Annotated in this window: 16 protein-coding genes; 3 read left to right on the top strand and 13 right to left on the bottom strand. The window is 58.5% G+C overall.

From position 1 onward, the window contains the following. Positions 1-30 precede the first annotated feature (30 nt). The 5 genes from K0F75_RS07415 to ppc form a co-directional block, all read right to left on the bottom strand. Positions 31-900 (bottom strand): DUF72 domain-containing protein, encoded by an 870-nt coding sequence (locus tag K0F75_RS07415; protein WP_219061200.1) that lies wholly within the window; start codon positions 898-900, stop codon positions 31-33. Further along, complete coding sequence (locus tag K0F75_RS07410) at positions 897-1,199, bottom strand: hypothetical protein (RefSeq protein ID WP_219061199.1); 303 nt, start codon at positions 1,197-1,199, stop codon at positions 897-899. The genes K0F75_RS07415 and K0F75_RS07410 overlap by 4 nt, the downstream gene beginning before the upstream one ends. Positions 1,200-1,349: 150 nt before the next feature. Further along, complete coding sequence (gene tsaB, locus K0F75_RS07405; protein ID WP_219061198.1) at positions 1,350-2,030, bottom strand: tRNA (adenosine(37)-N6)-threonylcarbamoyltransferase complex dimerization subunit type 1 TsaB; 681 nt, start codon at positions 2,028-2,030, stop codon at positions 1,350-1,352. A gap of 86 nt (positions 2,031-2,116) precedes the next feature. Next, positions 2,117-2,764 (bottom strand): adenylate kinase, encoded by a 648-nt coding sequence (gene adk, locus K0F75_RS07400; protein ID WP_219061197.1) that lies wholly within the window; start codon positions 2,762-2,764, stop codon positions 2,117-2,119. Between the two features lie 285 nt (positions 2,765-3,049). After that, positions 3,050-5,686, bottom strand: a complete 2,637-nt coding sequence (ppc, locus tag K0F75_RS07395) for a phosphoenolpyruvate carboxylase (protein WP_219061196.1) — start codon at positions 5,684-5,686, stop codon at positions 3,050-3,052. Positions 5,687-5,935: 249 nt separating this feature from the next. On the opposite strand from ppc, the gene K0F75_RS07390 reads away from it, so the two are divergent. The 3 genes from K0F75_RS07390 to K0F75_RS07380 all read left to right on the top strand — a co-directional run bounded on the left by K0F75_RS07390 (position 5,936) and on the right by K0F75_RS07380 (position 7,833). After that, a complete protein-coding gene (locus tag K0F75_RS07390; RefSeq protein WP_219061195.1) occupies positions 5,936-6,280 on the top strand; it encodes a pilin assembly protein in 345 nt (114 codons plus the stop codon). Positions 6,281-6,563: 283 nt separating this feature from the next. Next, a complete protein-coding gene (locus K0F75_RS07385; protein WP_219061194.1) occupies positions 6,564-6,977 on the top strand; it encodes a DUF4398 domain-containing protein in 414 nt (137 codons plus the stop codon). 73 nt (positions 6,978-7,050) lie between these two features. Continuing rightward, entirely contained in the window at positions 7,051-7,833 is a 783-nt protein-coding gene (locus K0F75_RS07380; protein ID WP_219061322.1) for an OmpA family protein, read from the top strand. Between the two features lie 116 nt (positions 7,834-7,949). Here the strand turns inward: K0F75_RS07380 and K0F75_RS07375 are convergent, their stop codons facing one another. The 8 genes from K0F75_RS07375 to K0F75_RS07340 form a co-directional block, all read right to left on the bottom strand. Continuing rightward, entirely contained in the window at positions 7,950-8,279 is a 330-nt protein-coding gene (locus tag K0F75_RS07375) for a hypothetical protein (RefSeq protein ID WP_219061193.1), read from the bottom strand. Further along, complete coding sequence (locus tag K0F75_RS07370) at positions 8,276-9,211, bottom strand: alpha/beta hydrolase (protein ID WP_219061192.1); 936 nt, start codon at positions 9,209-9,211, stop codon at positions 8,276-8,278. Before K0F75_RS07370 ends, K0F75_RS07375 begins: the two co-directional genes overlap by 4 nt. Before the next feature lie 44 nt (positions 9,212-9,255). Then, positions 9,256-10,533, bottom strand: a complete 1,278-nt coding sequence (locus tag K0F75_RS07365) for a flavohemoglobin expression-modulating QEGLA motif protein (protein ID WP_219061191.1) — start codon at positions 10,531-10,533, stop codon at positions 9,256-9,258. A 32-nt stretch (positions 10,534-10,565) separates the two neighbouring features. Continuing rightward, entirely contained in the window at positions 10,566-11,111 is a 546-nt protein-coding gene (locus tag K0F75_RS07360; protein WP_219061190.1) for a hypothetical protein, read from the bottom strand. A gap of 25 nt (positions 11,112-11,136) precedes the next feature. Then, positions 11,137-11,868 carry a TetR/AcrR family transcriptional regulator gene (locus K0F75_RS07355; RefSeq protein ID WP_219061189.1) on the bottom strand — a complete coding sequence of 244 codons (732 nt, stop codon included), beginning with the start codon at positions 11,866-11,868 and terminating at the stop codon, positions 11,137-11,139. 183 nt (positions 11,869-12,051) lie between these two features. Beyond that, positions 12,052-13,554: a lysine--tRNA ligase gene (gene lysS / locus K0F75_RS07350; RefSeq protein ID WP_219061188.1), complete on the bottom strand. Its 1,503-nt coding sequence runs from the start codon at positions 13,552-13,554 to the stop codon at positions 12,052-12,054. 84 nt (positions 13,555-13,638) lie between these two features. Beyond that, a protein-coding gene (gene prfB, locus K0F75_RS07345; RefSeq protein WP_219061187.1) for a peptide chain release factor 2 occupies positions 13,639-14,734 on the bottom strand; the annotation gives its coding sequence in 2 pieces (ribosomal slippage) (positions 13,639-14,661 and positions 14,663-14,734; 1,095 coding nt in all). Between the two features lie 133 nt (positions 14,735-14,867). Then, the gene (locus K0F75_RS07340) at positions 14,868-15,878 is read right to left on the bottom strand and encodes a PleD family two-component system response regulator (RefSeq protein ID WP_219061186.1); all 1,011 of its coding nucleotides are present in this window, start codon (positions 15,876-15,878) and stop codon (positions 14,868-14,870) included. Positions 15,879-15,894 lie beyond the last annotated feature (16 nt).

Below are 15,894 nucleotides of genomic sequence, written 5' to 3'. Positions count from 1 at the left end.
ACTGAAGGTTGATAGTCGCAGCTATCGACCTTACAGCAAGCCCAGTTGCTGCGCGACGGGCTCTCTTTGCAACGTCGCCAACGGTGGTAATCCGGGCAGACGAGCCATCAATTGCTGATGAAAACGTCGAGCAAGGTCTGGCGCCTGGAGGTTGTCGGGGGTGTGCAGGAACACATAAGGCGTGCGCCCTTCTTCAATCCAGCTGGCTACTTTCTCTACCCACGGCACAAGAAACGGGTCGTTGGCCTGAAGCAATGGATGGCCGATAAAGCGCACCTGGGGGAACTGTGTCAGGGCGGCAGGGCGTGGTGGGACTTTGGGCTTCTTCGATTGCGCATGCAGCACGGCAGGATCGCTCGACACACAGCTGAACAGCGCCCGAGGATCGAGGCAGATACGCTCCACACCACGGTCCAGCAGTAATCGATTGAGCATCCGTTCTTCATCGCCCTTGGCAAAAAATGCCAGGTGACGGACCTCGACCGCTAGCGGTCGCTCAACAGCATCGATAAAGCTGACCAACTCAGCGAGACGCGTTGGCCCGAAGCTGGCGGGCAACTGCAGCCACAGGGGGGCGACCCTTTGGCCCAGCGGCGCGAGTAACTGGATGAAATCCTCGGCGGCATGCAGCTGTTGACGCAGATCGCCGCAGTGGCTGATGTCGCGATGAAATTTGGCGGTGAAGCGAAAGGTTTCAGGCAGGCTTTGCGCCCAGCGCTGAACAATGACCGGCGAGGGCCGCGCATAAAACGTGGTATTGCCTTCAACGGCGTTGAACACCTGCGCGTACAGAGCCAGAAAATCGTTGGGGCGAGCACTTTCGGGGTACAGCGACTCACGCCAGGCGTTTTCACTCCAGGACGGGCAACCGAGGTAATACGGGAGTGGGTGAGGATTCAAACGTGAAGATCGAGGCCCAACACTTCCAGATCCCAATCGACAAAGCTGGCCGTGGTGAGATAACTGGCCAGCGCATAGGCGACGCGATTGCTGACGGAGCGGGGGAATATCATGTCTTGCTGGCGAGCCGGGACGTTGCTCGTGGCTGAAGCTTGCGCGCGGGACGACTTGGCAGGCACTTTGGACGGAACTTCGATCTCGCTGTCCACTTCCTCGAAGGAACCCTCAACCGTCGCAGTGCCTTTGCGAGGCTTGCGCTTTATGGGGTAGGAGCGTGATGAGGGTCCGTCTATGCGCATTGATGCGTACTCGGCGTTTGATAATGGCAATCTAGCTGCACGAACGATACTTGGCAAATATCCGAACGATTACTAGACCACATAGTGCTCAAAAGGTTCTAAAGCGCCGATAAAGTGTCGCTTTTGTATCAGCTGCGACGACACAGGGATTCAGAGCGGCCGGGCTTTGGGTGTCGCCACTTTGTCACGCAGGTAAACCGGTTGCGCGTCGTCGGCCACAATAGCTTCACCACGTTGCCAGGCGAAGGTGGCCAGCGTCAGCAAATCCTGCGCATGGGGCAGCATTCCCGCATCCTGCTCTGCCGGCTTGACCGCGATCCGGTCAGCATAGCCCCAGCCAGTCCCTGCGCCAAACCAGTCGCCCGTCGAATCGGCAGGTAAACCGGCGTGCTCCGGCGGCAACACGGCTTCGGCGCCCACCAGACGCATTTCACCCGCTGTTTCACGGTAGCAACCCCAATACACTTCATCCATGCGCGCATCGATGGCGGCGGCGACCTGTCGGGCGCCGTGTTCACGGAAAGCGCGTTGCGCCAGTACCGCCAGGTTCGACACCGGCAACACCGGGCGCTCCAGGGCGAACGCCAACCCCTGAACGACACCAATCGCAATCCGCACACCGGTAAACGCGCCAGGACCACGGCCGAAGGCAATGGCGTCGATAGCGGACAGGGCAATCCCCGCCTCGGCCAGCAGATCCTTGATCATCGGCAACAGGCGCTGGGCATGCAGTCGCGGAATCACCTCGTAGTGACTCCACACTTTGCCATCGTGCAGCAAGGCGACAGAGCAAGCTTCAGTGGCGGTATCCAGGGCCAGCAAGGTGGTCATCGGTGTTTCCGTCATGGTGAAAAAGTGCAGCAGTATAAACAACTACGGCCCGCAAGCGGGCCGTAGTTAATCACCAAAAAGCGCTATCAGCTCAAAGCAGCCAGCACCTTGGCGGTAATGCCTTCAACTGAACCAACGCCCTCGATATGGCTGCACTTGGGCTTGCCATTCGCAGTGCTGAGCTTCTGATAGAAGGCCACCAGCGGTTTGGTTTGAGCGTGGTAGACCTCCAGACGATGACGCACGGTCGCTTCGACGTCGTCCTTGCGCTGAATCAGCGGTTCGCCGGTAACGTCGTCCATGCCTTCAACCTTTGGCGGGTTGTAGATCAGGTGGTAAACGCGGCCGGAACCTTCGTGAACACGGCGGCCGGAAATACGCTTGACGATTTCTTCGTCATCGACTGCGATTTCGACCACGTTGTCGATCTCCACGCCAGCTTCTACCAAGGCTTCTGCCTGGGGAATGGTGCGTGGGAAGCCATCGAACAGGACGCCATTGACGCAGTCAGGCTGAGCAATACGGTCCTTGATCAGGCCGATGATCAGGTCATCGGAAACCAGGCCGCCGCTGTCCATGACGCTCTTGGCTTTCAAGCCCAGCTCGGTACCGGCCTTGACTGCCGCGCGCAGCATGTCGCCAGTGGAAATTTGCGGGATACCAAATTTTTCGGTGATGAATTGTGCCTGAGTACCTTTACCGGCCCCGGGAGCTCCCAGCAGAATCACGCGCATCGATGTGCTCCTCAATTTTTATATGGATATCGTCAGACTCGCCTCATGGGGCCAATCTCAAAAAAGGGATTCAGCCGAAGATTGGCTAAAGGCTGATCAAGATACACAGCAGACTATCCCCACACAAGCTACCAAAAGTCGCAGCAACTCGTGGCGTACCGACACCCAAAAGTACACCCGCCAAAAGTTGCGACTGGGTGCAACCTTATAAGGATGCGTCGCCAAAGGTCACTATCTTGCCACTTTATGACAGGCGCCGCCCACCCCGGGCAGCGCCCGACACCCTCAACCTGTGTTGCGCAATCCGGCAGCGATGCCCGCCACAGACACCAGTAACGCTTGTTCCAACGGACTGTCCAAAGTCGCCTCACGCTTGCGCGAACGGGCCAGGAGTTCGGCCTGGAGCAAATGCAGCGGGTCCAGATACGTGTTGCGCAGACTGATGAACTCGAGCGTTTCAGGGCTATGTGCCAGTAGGCGAGATTGGCCTGTGAGCCCCAGAACCGCGGCGCATGCCTGCGACAATAGGTCGCGCAAGTGCGCACCTAAATGTTGCAGACGGGGCTCCACCAGCCGTTCGTCATACATTCGGGCAATGTCGCTGTCGGCTTTGGCCAAAACCATCTCCAACATGTCGATACGGGTGCGGAAAAAAGGCCACTGCTCACGCATCTGAGCCAACAGGTCGCTCTCGCCACGCTCGAGTGCCTTGCCCAGAGCCGCTTCCCAGCCGAGCCAGGCGGGCAGCATCAGGCGGGTCTGGGTCCAGGCGAAGATCCATGGGATCGCACGCAGGCTCTCCACGCCACCTTCGCGGCGCTTGGCTGGACGACTGCCCAACGGTAAGCGGCCTAATTCCTGCTCAGGGGTTGCCTGGCGGAAATACTCAACAAACTCAGGGTTCTCGCGCACCACCGCGCGGTATGCGCTAACGCCGTCGGCCGACAAGTGATCCATCATCTGCCGCCACGCAGGTTCTGGCATGGGCGGTGGTTGCAAGGTCGCTTCGAGCACCGCCGCCAGGTACAGGTTGAGGTTTTGCTCGGCGATGTCCGGCAAGCCGAACTTGAAGCGAATCATCTCGCCCTGCTCAGTGGTGCGGAAACGCCCGGCCACCGACCCCGGCGGTTGCGACAGAATCGCCGCATGCGCAGGACCACCCCCACGCCCGACGGTACCGCCGCGACCATGGAACAACAGCAATTCGACCTGCTGCTCGCGGCAGATCTCCACCAGGCTTTCCTGCGCCCGGTATTGCGCCCAGGCAGCCGCCGTAGTGCCGGCATCCTTGGCCGAGTCGGAATACCCGATCATCACTTCCTGCGGGCCATGCAGGCGCGAGCGATAGCCCGGCAGGCTGAGCAGGTGCTGGATCGCCGGACCCGCGTTATCCAGGTCGGCCAGGGTTTCGAACAACGGCGCCACACGCATCGACCGTTGCAGCCCGGCCTCTTTGAGCAGCAACTGGACCGCCAACACATCGGAGGCCGAGCCCGCCATCGAGATCACGTAGGAGCCCAATGAGGCTGCCGGTGCCGCCGCCACTTCCCGGCACGTGGCAAGGACCTCGGCGGTATCGGCAGCCGGTTTGAAATGACTCGGCAACAAAGGCCGCCGATTGTTCAGCTCGCGCAAGAGGAAGGCGATGCGGGTTTCTTCATCCCACTCCTCGTAACGACCCAGGCCCAGATAGTCGGTGATTTCAGTCATTGCCGCACTGTGGCGACTGGCGTCCTGGCGCACATCTAGACGCACCAGGAACAGACCGAACGTGACGGCGCGCCGCAGGCAGTCCAGCAATGGACCGTCGGCGATCACGCCCATGCCGCACGCGTGCAGCGACTGAAAGCACAGTTGCAGCGGCTCTAGCAGATCACGGTTGTTCTGCAGGATGTTATCGGGCGCCGGCTGCGTAACGACCAGGGAAGATTGCGCCCAGTTACGGGTCGCTCGCAGGCGATCACGCAGTTGCTTGAGCACGGTTCGGTAGGGTTCGGCGCTATCACCCGCCGCCGCACGTAACTCGGCGCTGGCCTGCTGCATAGAGAGTTCAGAGGCCAGTTGTTCGATGTCACGCAGGTAAAGGTCGGCGGCCATCCAGCGCGCCAGCAGCAAGACTTCGCGGGTGACCGCAGCGGTGACATTCGGGTTGCCGTCGCGATCACCCCCCATCCACGAGGCAAAACGGATCGGGGCGGCCTCCAGCGGCAAGTGCAGCCCGGTCGCGGCATGCAAGGCACGATCTGCCTTGCGCAAGTAATGGGGGATGGCATGCCAGAGCGAGTGCTCGATCACCGCAAAACCCCACTTTGCCTCGTCGATGGGGGTCGGACGCGTGCGGCGAATTTCTTCGGTGTACCAGCCTTCGGCGATCAATCGCTGCAAGCGCACAGTGATCTGTTCGCGCTCGGCGGCATTCAGGTCGCGATGATCAAGCGCCGCCAGCTGTTCGGCGATGGCGTCGTACTTTTGAATCAGCGTCCGTCGTGCGACTTCGGTCGGGTGAGCGGTCAACACCAGCTCGATTTCCAGCTTGCCCAACTGTCGAGCCAAGGCCTCGGGGCTATGCCCGGCTTTTTTCAGACGCTCAAGCAATTCAGGCAGTACGCGGGATTCAAAGGGCTGAGGCTGGGAATCATCGCGCCTGTGGATAAGTTGATATTGCTCGGCAATATTGGCCAGGTTCAAAAACTGGTTGAACGCCCTTGCCACCGGCAAAAGCTCATCCTCACTCAGCTCGTCCAGGCTTGAACTCAGTTGCTCGGTGCCCGCCGCCGAATCACGGCGCCCGGCCTTGGCCGCCTTGCGGATACGCTCGATCTTGTCGAGAAATTCAGACCCGTGTTGCTCACGAATGGTGTTGCCCAACAGCTCACCCAACAGGTGAACGTCCTCACGCAAACGTACATCGATATCAGCCATAAGCCCTTCTCTCCAGCGTTTCTGGACCGGTGCCGCTCAGTCATGACAGAAATCAGACTGAACAAGCGCGCAAAAATCTGATCTAGCAAGAGTGCACAGAGCGGCAAGCTCTGACAAGCGCGCAACCGTATGCTGTTGTTCTGTGGCTAACATTCTACGCAGATAGAGCTAATCTCAAGAATGAGCCACACAACGGCTTACTGCCCCGATTGCACCCGCCACAAGTGGGTTAATAACCCTGAGGTCCATATGAAGATCCGTGAGCTCGCACAACACTGGGAACAGAATGCCAAGGGACGCCTGACCAAAACCGGCTATGCGATTCATTTGGACGTCGAATCTGCCGCTCGCCTGGCTGCTATTTCCGAGATGTACCCCAAACGTCTTCCCGAAGAGTTGCTCGGCGAACTGATTGGCGCTGCACTCGAAGAGCTCGAAACCAGCTTCCCCTATGTGAAAGGCAACCATGTCGTGGCCACCGATGAAGAAGGTGATCCACTCTACGAGGACATTGGTCCTACCCCGCGCTTTCTCGCGCTGTCGCGACGTTATCTGCATGATCTGACCGAACAGGCCGACACGCAAAACAACTGATTACAGCGTCGTTCCCAGCCCTCTCTGACCCTCGCATACCGGCTGCCTTTTGCGGTCGGCTTGCCTGCGCGCGCTCCCATGAGTCTCACGCTAGAGCCTCCGCGGATTGGATCCAAAACATCATCCATTTGAAAACCTGACTGAACTATTCAAAAACCAAATAGGTCACAGCAAATAGCCATCACAGGAAAAGCCCTGGTAGCAGTTGGCATGGACACTGTTATTGCACACGCGTCAGGCAAATGACTGTCATGGAAAATCAAGCGTTCTCAGGAGTTACCCAATGGAGTTGAACACCATGAAGATCAGCACTGCCAACACCTCGTTTAGCAACCTGCGCGGGTTGAAACTTGCTGCGCTGGCCCTCGGCAGCAGCTTGGTACTGGCCGGTTGTGCTGGCAACCCACCGACGGAGCAGTACGCCGTGACTCAATCGGCCGTGAACAGCGCCGTAACCGCTGGCGGCCCCGAGTTTGCCGCCGTGGAAATGAAGTCTGCGCAGGACAAGCTCAAGCAAGCAGAAATGGCCATGCACGACAAAAAATACGACGAAGCCAAACGCTTGGCCGAACAGGCTGAATGGGACGCCCGCGTAGCTGAACGCAAGGCTCAAGCGGCTAAAGCCGAAAGAGCGGTCAAGGATGCCCATCAAGGCGTTGATGAATTACGTGAGGAAGGCATGCGTACCTCGCAATAAGCGCGGCCTCGCCCACTCCCTCGTGCATTCGTAATCACGTGCTTCGCAATTGATTTAAAGGACGAAAAAAATGATGCGTAAACAACTGATGATCCCTGCCCTTCTGGCGCTCAGCGTTGGCCTGGCAGCCTGCTCTTCACAGCCAAACGTGAATCTTGAGCAAGCACGGACCAACTTCTCGGCCCTGCAAGCCAACCCGCAAGCCAGCAAAGTGGCTGCGCTGGAAACCAAGGACGCCAGCGATTGGCTGGATAAGGCTGACAAGGCCTACCAGAGCAAGGAAGACCAGAAGAGGGTCGATCAACTGGCTTACCTGACCAATCAACGGGTCGAAGTCGCCAAGCAGACCATTAACCTGCGCACCGCCGAAGGCGATCTGAAAAACGCTGCCGGACAACGTGCCCAAGCGCGCCTGGATGCGCGTGATGCCCAGATCAAGCAGCTGCAAGCCAGCCTGAACGCGAAGCAAACCGAACGCGGGACCGTGGTGACATTCGGCGATGTGCTGTTCGACTTCAACAAGGCCGATTTGAAATCAAGCGGTCTGGTCGACATCAACAAGCTGGCCCAATTCCTTCAGGAAAATCTGGATCGCAAAGTGATTGTCGAAGGCTACACCGACAGCAGCGGTTCGGAGTCGTATAACCAGTCGCTGTCCGAGCGTCGTGCCAATTCGGTAAGGATGGCTCTGGTGAAAATGGGTGTCAGTCCTGAGCGCATCGTCGCCCAGGGGTATGGCAAGGAATACCCGGTTGCCGATAACACCAGCAACTCGGGGCGCGCACAGAACCGCCGTGTGGAAGTCACCATTTCCAACGACAACCAGCCTGTAGCACCGCGTTCTTCGATGCATTAATCGACTGACGTAACCTAAAAAGCCCTGCCTGCGTTCATTCCGCAGGCGGGGCTTTTTTGTGCCTCACCCGATACCGCGGCAAAGCTTGATCTGTACGGGCCGGTCAGGCAGCGGCGTTACGGCTGCAACTGCTGCGGTGTTTCTTCGCCAGCGCAGCGCACAGCTTGCTTCTTACTGTTGATCAGCACACCGCTGAGGCCTTTCTGCTCGGTGTTGAACAGCACCAGAACGCCGTCAATGCACTGCGCCACTTCGGCGGCAGGCTCCAGAGCGATTTTATAATCCTCCCCCGGAATGGTCTTGAGCATAGTGAACTCGCTGAGCAACAGCGCGTCCTCAGGCTTGGCGAAATGCAGGTAGCCGTAGTACCAGAGGACACCGACGGTGCCCAGAATGGTGCAGATACCGGTGACGATCATGGGAATTGCGTTACGTTCTTCGCTCATTGCGGACTCTCTGAATGTTCAATTTCTGAATTCTGTTGTGCACGCAGCGCACCCGAGTGGCTGGGGTAATTCGGAACTTCGGCTAAACGCCGCAGGCCATTGAAGTGCTGCGGATCCTCCAGGTAGCGCACCATCACCTGACGCCACGTAGGGTCAGAGAATGTCTGCACATGCCCGCCACGCGTCAATTGCAGGACACGCGGAGGGGGCGCAGCTTGATACAGACTGATGCCGTTGGAAAGGGGCACCAGCGAATCATCCAGGCTCTGGAAAATCAGCAGCGGCGTTCCGCTCAGCTGTGGCAGGCCCTTGATCGCGCTGTCCGCGTCAGGAATCAGCCACGACAGCGGCGTTTGCAACGGCCAGGTCAACCATGAGGTGCTGAGGGTATACCGGGCAACATCGCGGTAGCTGGCCGGTGCTCCGTCAAGTATCAGCGCCTTGACCCGAGCGCGCTGTTGCGGATGCTCGGCCAGATAATGCACCGCTATCGCACCCCCAAGACTTTGCCCGAGCACCACCAGAGGCTTGCCTTGCACCTCGGGCGCGCTGTTCAACCAGGCAAACGTTGCGTCGACGTCCTGATAGATCCCCGGCAGGCTAGGCTCGCCCTGCGACATGCCATAACCGCGGTAGTCCAGCAACAACACCTGATAGCCCTCCTCTGGCAGCCACCAACTGCCACCCAGGTGCCAGGCCAGATTGCCGCCATTGCCATGCAAGTGCAGCACCGTGCCCTTGACCGGAACCCCGGCCTTGGCCGGCAGCCACCAGCCATGCAATCGGGTACCGTCGGCCGCCGTCAAGGTCACGTCGCGATAGGCCAGATGGGCTTTATCAGGGGTAAACGGCTGGCCCGGCTCGGGGTAGAACAGCAAGGAACTGCAGCCGGTGAGGGTCAGGAGCAATGTGAGGATGCCCAATAACTTCACGCTTCAATTCCCTTTTGATGTGGGTGACTTGCTCGCCATGAGGCCTACAGGATGTTGGAGTAGTCAGCCTCAATCCGGTCCAGGCTCAAATGGTTGAGGAAGTTGGAGAAGCACATCCATGCGGACAAGGCGTTCATGTCCCGAAACTGTTCAGGCAGGTATTTCGGCGGCTCCACCAACCCTTCATCGACCAACTGGCGCAAGGTGCGCATGTCTTCCAGAGTCGTTTTGCCGCAGAACAACAACGGTATCTGCTCAAGCTTGCCTTTGCGCACGGCCAACTGAATGTAGTTGTAAACCATGATGAAGCCCTTGAGGTAGGACAAGTCTTTGGTAAATGGCAGACCATCGGGCACCGAACCACGGAATACGCGACTGGCGTTGCCGTAGCTTTCGGACATGCCAAAGCCTTGCTCACGATAGAACTCGAAAACCTGCAAGAAATCAGCACCTTCCTCGGCCATATGGATGGCACGAGTGCGGTTAGTCAGCTTGCGCAAGCGGCTGGGGTACGAGGCGAAAGCAATCACTTCCATCAGAATCGCCAGACCTTCCTGAGTCACCGTGGACGACGGCGGCCCCTTGGACAGGAACGTGCAGATCGGCTGATTCTGGCCGTTAAGGGTGGTGCCGACATGCACCAGCCCTTCGTGCACTTCCAGCGCCCGCACGTCTCGCTCGTTGAACATGGCGTCGGTGCGAATCTTGATGTAATCGGCACCGGCCGCCGCGTCGGCGACGATGCCATCGGATTCGAACACACGAATGGTCTCCTCCGCCTCACCAAACACCTTGTTCAACCGGGTTTGCAGCATATTCACCGCGTCTTTGGCGGTGAGCGTTTTCGGTTCGTCCTTGAGGTCCCCGCGCCCGGCGATATTGTTCAGGTAATCGGAAAGCATCAGGCCCAGATCAGCGAGTGTCGGATCGCCCGCATGGAAGGCATCCGACGCAGCGCCATAAAGCTCTTGGGAAATCAGGCCGAAATCCGCGGTGCCACGCGCTTCAAGCATGCGGATGACCATCCGGTACTCCTTGCACATGCGCCGCATGATCTGCCCGACCGGGTTGAACTGACCCAACTGCCGGGTGATGTCACGCTCAATGTTCTGGAACTCCAGCTTCACCGCGTTGGAATCGAATGCCAGCGGCCGGTTATCGTAGTAAGCGCGATCCACGGCGGGCATCTTCTTGCCTTTGGCCTCAAGGAAACCCTTGCGAATGCTGTCGTCCCACTTCACTGCATCAAGAACACGAATCGGTGTCTGAGCCACGACAATGCGGTCTGACAAGGCACGAATAATCTGCTGGTAATCGTCCACCCTGAACTCCTTGTTTGGTTAGGCGTGCCGCCCTACTTGGGCAAGCGCTGATACCGCGCCACTTCGAGAAAAACATCGGAGTTGGCCGGATCGTCGAGATAGGCAAACACCTGATCGAGCGGGCTGGTGATCAGCACACCATCGCCCTTCTCGGTTTCCAGCGTTTCGCCAGCCAGGGTTTTCTGTTCGATCAACTGGTTGACCCGATCGACATCGAGGTTGTAGACCACCAATTCATGGTTTTCGGTCAACTCGAAACCTGCAATGACGAAATTAGCGCCGTATTTCTGCGGCAAACCCGCCGACAGGTACCAGCGACTGCCATGCCGAGACACGGTGAATGGGTACTCGTCGCGGTGCTTGCGATCACCCGCGCGGTAGCTGACGGCCTTGTATTGATGGACGCCCGTGCGCGTGACTTCAAGTTCAAGAGGTTCACCCCAGGCGTTTTTGCTGGTCCATTTGCCGAGCATCGCTTTGGGTGCCGCATCGTTGGCGGGAATCGGATCCTTGAAGGTCACCAGGCAGCCGCTCAATAACACGAACGACAAGGCGATGACCACGCGCCAGGCTTTCATCGGGTTCTCCTGAACATACGCATATTCACTCGCAAACAGGTGTCGTGGTCCCCAACACCAAATGCAGGTGGCGGGTGAGGATACCGAGCATTTCTTCGTCTGCGTGAGGCTGCGGGCCGTGGAGCAGGCCCTGATATTCCATCCGGCTGATTATCCCCGTCAACACCTGTGCATCCTGATGCGGCTGCGAAGACCCCATTACCTGGAAGAACTGACCCGTACCTTGCAGCAAAATCTCCTGATGTGCACTGACCAGCAGGGCCAGTCTCGGGTTGAGCAAGGCCTCATGATGGAAGGCGTGTTCGGCGATCAGATGCTCGCGACGCGTCATCAACTGGCGACGCACGTACTCCATGGTCATCAGGGCGATTTCATCGGCCAGGCGGGCTCGAGCGCCAAGGCTGCCATCGCTTCGGGCAACCATTTCACGCAGGATCACTTCGGTGTTTTCCCACAGCTTGGCCATGTAGGCCGCGCTGCGCTCGACGTATTGGGCAAAGGCATCGGTGAGCAGGTCATCGATGTCTTTGAAGTAATAGGTGGTGGCTGACAGGGGCACGCTGGCTTCGGCGGCTACCGCACGATGACGTACGGCTCGCACGCCATCGCGGACGACGATACGCATGACCGCGTCGAGGATATCCTGCCGGCGCTGCTCACTGCCCTGTCGAATGGCCTTGCGACCTTGATACTGAACACTCTGCGCTACGGCTGTGGCAACGCCAGCAGCCCCCTTTTGAGCGATCACACAGTTCACGACAGGTTTTCCTTATTGGTTGTCGCCTGGACGACGCCTTCGCGGACACGTCCGCTCCTACAGAGGTAATGCGGTCTACCGTGGGAGCAGGCTTGCAACTGCGCGTCCCGTTGCGAATGGCTTCACGTGGGTTGTCTGACGAATACAAAAAAGCCGCCCTTGCGAGGCGGCTTCTTCACATTTTTACGCTTGCGGGCGCATGTGCGGGAACAGGATCACGTCGCGAATCGACGGTGCGTCGGTGAGTAGCATCACCAGCCGGTCGATGCCGATACCTTCACCGGCCGTTGGCGGCATGCCGTACTCCAGCGCACGCACGAAGTCTGCATCGTAATGCATGGCCTCATCGTCACCAGAGTCCTTGTCGCGAACCTGAGCCTGGAAGCGCTCGGCCTGGTCTTCCGCGTCGTTCAACTCGGAGTAGGCGTTGGCGATTTCACGGCCACCGATGAACAGTTCGAAGCGGTCGGTGACGTTCGGGTTGTTGTTGTTGCGACGTGCCAGCGGCGACACTTCGAACGGGTATTCGGTGATGAAGGTCGGTTGCTCGAGTTGGTGCTCGACCAGCTCTTCGAAAATCATGGTCTGCAACTTGCCCAGACCTTCGAAACCTTTAACGGCAGCACCGGCTTTCTTGGCGATGGCACGCGCCTTGTCGATGTCTTCAAGGTCGGCCGCAGTGATGTCCGGGTTGTACTTGAGGATCGACGCGAACACGGAGATGCGCTGGAACGGTTCGCCGAAATGGAACACTTTGCCTTGATAAGGCACGTCGGTGCTGTTCAGAACCAGCTGTGCCAGCTCGCGGAACAACTCCTCGGTGAGGTCCATGTTGTCTTCATAATCAGCGTATGCCTGATAGAACTCAAGCATGGTGAACTCAGGGTTGTGCCGAGTCGAAACCCCTTCGTTACGGAAGTTGCGGTTGATCTCGAACACACGTTCGAAGCCACCCACCACCAAACGTTTGAGGAACAGCTCTGGCGCGATACGCAGGAACATGTCCAGGTCGAGTGCATTGTGATGCGTCTCGAAAGGCTTGGCCGCAGCACCACCCGGAATGGTCTGCAACATCGGCGTTTCCACTTCAAGGAAATCGCGCTGCATGAAGAAGCTGCGAATGTGCGCAATGACTTGCGAACGAACGCGGAAGGTGTGGCGGACTTCTTCGTTGACGATCAAGTCAACGTAGCGCTGACGATAGCGGGTTTCGGTATCGGTCAGGCCATGGTGCTTGTCCGGCAGCGGGCGCAGGGACTTGGTCAGCAGGCGCACGTTGGTCATTTCGACGTACAGGTCGCCCTTGCCGGAACGCGCCAGGGTGCCTTCGGCGGCGATGATGTCACCGAGGTCCCAGGTTTTGACCGCTGCCAGGGTTTCTTCGGGCAGCGTTTTACGGTTGACATAGACCTGGATGCGACCGGTCATGTCCTGAATCACCATGAACGAGCCACGGTTGAGCATGAGGCGACCCGCAACCTTGACCGGAATCGCTGCAGCCAACAGCTCTTCCTTGGTCTTGTCGACATACTGCTTCTGCAAATCATTGCAGTAGCTGTCGCGGCGGAAGTCGTTGGGGAAGGCCTGGCCCTTGGCGCGCTCGGCAGCAAGCTTTTCCTTGCGCAGGGCGATCAGGCTGTTTTCTTCCTGTTGCAGGTCTTGCGGGTCGAGTTGTTGGTCGCTCATGTCTTAAATTTTCCATCGCAGGTTCGTTGCCCTCGCCATCAGGACGAGGGACTTGAATCGGGGCAGCTGTATCAGGGCTCGGGATTACAGCCCTTGCTTGAGGCTGGCCACAAGGTACTCATCGATATCGCCGTCGAGCACGTTGACGCAGTCGCTTCTTTCGATACCGGTACGCAGATCCTTGATCCGCGACTGGTCGAGCACATACGAGCGAATCTGATGACCCCAGCCGATATCCGACTTGGTGTCTTCCAGGGCCTGCGAAGCGGCATTGCGCTTCTGCACTTCCTGCTCGTACAAGCGTGCCCGCAACATTTTCATCGCGGTGTCTTTGTTCGCGTGCTGGGAACGTTCGTTCTGGCAGCAGACCACCGTGTTGGACGGTACGTGGGTAATCCGTACTGCCGAGTCGGTGGTGTTAACGTGCTGGCCACCGGCACCGGAGGAGCGGTAGGTGTCGATCCGCAGGTCCGAGGGGTTGATGTCGATTTCGATGTTGTCATCGATTTCCGGCGACACGAACACAGCCGAGAACGAGGTGTGACGACGGTTGCCCGAGTCGAAAGGGCTCTTGCGCACCAGGCGGTGCACGCCGATTTCAGTGCGCAGCCAACCAAAGGCGTATTCACCCTTGATGTGCAGCGTCGCGCCTTTGATCCCGGCGACTTCACCCGCAGACAGTTCCATGATGGTCGCGTCGAAACCGCGTTTATCCGCCCAGCGCAGGTACATGCGCAGCAGGATGTTGGCCCAGTCCTGAGCCTCCGTACCGCCGGAGCCGGCCTGGATATCCAGATAAGCGTTGTTGGCGTCCATCTCGCCGCTGAACATCCGACGGAATTCCAGCTTTTCCAGCGACTCGCGCAGGCGCTCGACTTCAGCGGCCACGTCATCCACGGCAGCCTGATCTTCTTCTTCGGCGGACATCAACAGCAGGTCTTTGGCGTCGACCAGGCCAGAGGACATTTCGTCCAGGGTGTCGACGATCTGCGCCAGCAAGGAGCGCTCGCGGCCCAGGTTCTGTGCGTACTCGGGGTTGTTCCAGACAGCAGGATCTTCAAGCTCGCGATTGACTTCAGTCAGACGCTCATGCTTTTGATCGTAGTCAAAGATACCCCCGAATAGTTTCAGAACGCTCGGACAGGTCCTTGATGCTGTTTAGGATCGGGTTGATTTCCATGGTGGGCAGCACTCGTAGGCGAACTTTTGAAAGCCGACGAGTATAACTCACCGCCGACAGCTAAGGCAGTCCATTGGGCAGGCCTTACGGGAGTTTCTGCGCTGCACGATTCCACGGAGGGTGTTGCAAGGGATCAGCTAACCCCCACCACCACCTGATTGCGTCCATTGTTCTTGGCGGAATATAAACCCTTGTCGGCTTCCATGATCAGTTGGCGACTGCTGGAACCCGCTTGCGGGATCAGGGTGGCCAGGCCGATGCTGATAGTCAGGCTCGCGCCCGGCGCGGGGAAAATGTGCGGGATATTGAGGCCCGCCACGGTCTGGCGCAGCTTTTCGGCCAGCAGCCGCGCACCACCGGGTGAAGTGGTTGGCAGCACCAAGGCAAACTCTTCCCCACCATAACGCGCAGGCAGATCGGAAGATCGACCACAGCTCTCGCGAATCGCACTGGAGACCTTACGCAGAGCTTCGTCACCTTCGAGGTGGCCAAAGTTGTCGTTGAAGGCCTTGAAGTAGTCCACATCGATCATCAATAACGAGATCTGACTTTGTTCACGCAATGCCCGGCGCCACTCCAGCTCCAGGTACTCGTCGAAGTGCCGACGATTGGACAGGCCAGTCAAGCCGTCCGAGTTCATCAAACGCTGCAACACCAGATTGGTGTCGAGCAACTGCTGCTGACTGACGCGCAAGGCCCGATAGGCTTCATCACGCTGCAACAGGGTCATGTACGAGCGTGAGTGGTAACGAATGCGCGCCACCAACTCGTTGGTGTCCGGCAGCTTGACCAGATAATCGTTGGCCCCTGCCGCGAAGGCCGCGCTTTTGATCAGCGGGTCTTCCTTGGTCGAGAGCACGATGATCGGGATGTCGCGGGTCTGCGGGTTGTTGCGGTACTCGCGCACCAGGGTCAGACCGTCGAGGCCCGGCATGACCAGGTCCTGCAAAATCACCGTCGGCCTGATCAAAATAGCCTGGGCAATCGCCTGATGCGGGTCAGCGCAGAAGTGGAAGTCGATGTTCTCTTCGTTGGCCAGCCCACGGCGCACCGCTTCACCAATCATCGCCTGATCGTCGACCAACAGAACCATCGCCGAGTTTTCGTCGGTCTTCTTGAAACCGTCTATCTGCAAATCATGCATGCCGGGGCTCCTGCTT

This window comes from Pseudomonas sp. UMAB-08 (genome assembly GCF_900095225.1).
GTDB lineage: Bacteria > Pseudomonadota > Gammaproteobacteria > Pseudomonadales > Pseudomonadaceae > Aquipseudomonas.
This window is presented reverse-complemented; position numbering and strand designations above follow the sequence as displayed.

Bases quoted from the DNA above. Each gene is read 5' to 3' on its own strand.
- K0F75_RS07410 (WP_219061199.1), bottom strand. From the start codon at position 1,199: ATGCGCATAGACGGACCCTCATCACGCTCCTACCCCATAAAGCGCAAG.
- tsaB (WP_219061198.1), bottom strand. From the start codon at position 2,030: ATGACCACCTTGCTGGCCCTGGATACCGCCACTGAAGCTTGCTCTGTC.
- adk (WP_219061197.1), bottom strand. From the start codon at position 2,764: ATGCGCGTGATTCTGCTGGGAGCTCCCGGGGCCGGTAAAGGTACTCAG.
- ppc (WP_219061196.1), bottom strand. From the start codon at position 5,686: ATGGCTGATATCGATGTACGTTTGCGTGAGGACGTTCACCTGTTGGGT.
- K0F75_RS07390 (WP_219061195.1), top strand. From the start codon at position 5,936: ATGAAGATCCGTGAGCTCGCACAACACTGGGAACAGAATGCCAAGGGA.
- K0F75_RS07385 (WP_219061194.1), top strand. From the start codon at position 6,564: ATGGAGTTGAACACCATGAAGATCAGCACTGCCAACACCTCGTTTAGC.
- K0F75_RS07380 (WP_219061322.1), top strand. From the start codon at position 7,051: ATGCGTAAACAACTGATGATCCCTGCCCTTCTGGCGCTCAGCGTTGGC.
- K0F75_RS07375 (WP_219061193.1), bottom strand. From the start codon at position 8,279: ATGAGCGAAGAACGTAACGCAATTCCCATGATCGTCACCGGTATCTGC.
- K0F75_RS07360 (WP_219061190.1), bottom strand. From the start codon at position 11,111: ATGAAAGCCTGGCGCGTGGTCATCGCCTTGTCGTTCGTGTTATTGAGC.
- lysS (WP_219061188.1), bottom strand. From the start codon at position 13,554: ATGAGCGACCAACAACTCGACCCGCAAGACCTGCAACAGGAAGAAAAC.
- K0F75_RS07340 (WP_219061186.1), bottom strand. From the start codon at position 15,878: ATGCATGATTTGCAGATAGACGGTTTCAAGAAGACCGACGAAAACTCG.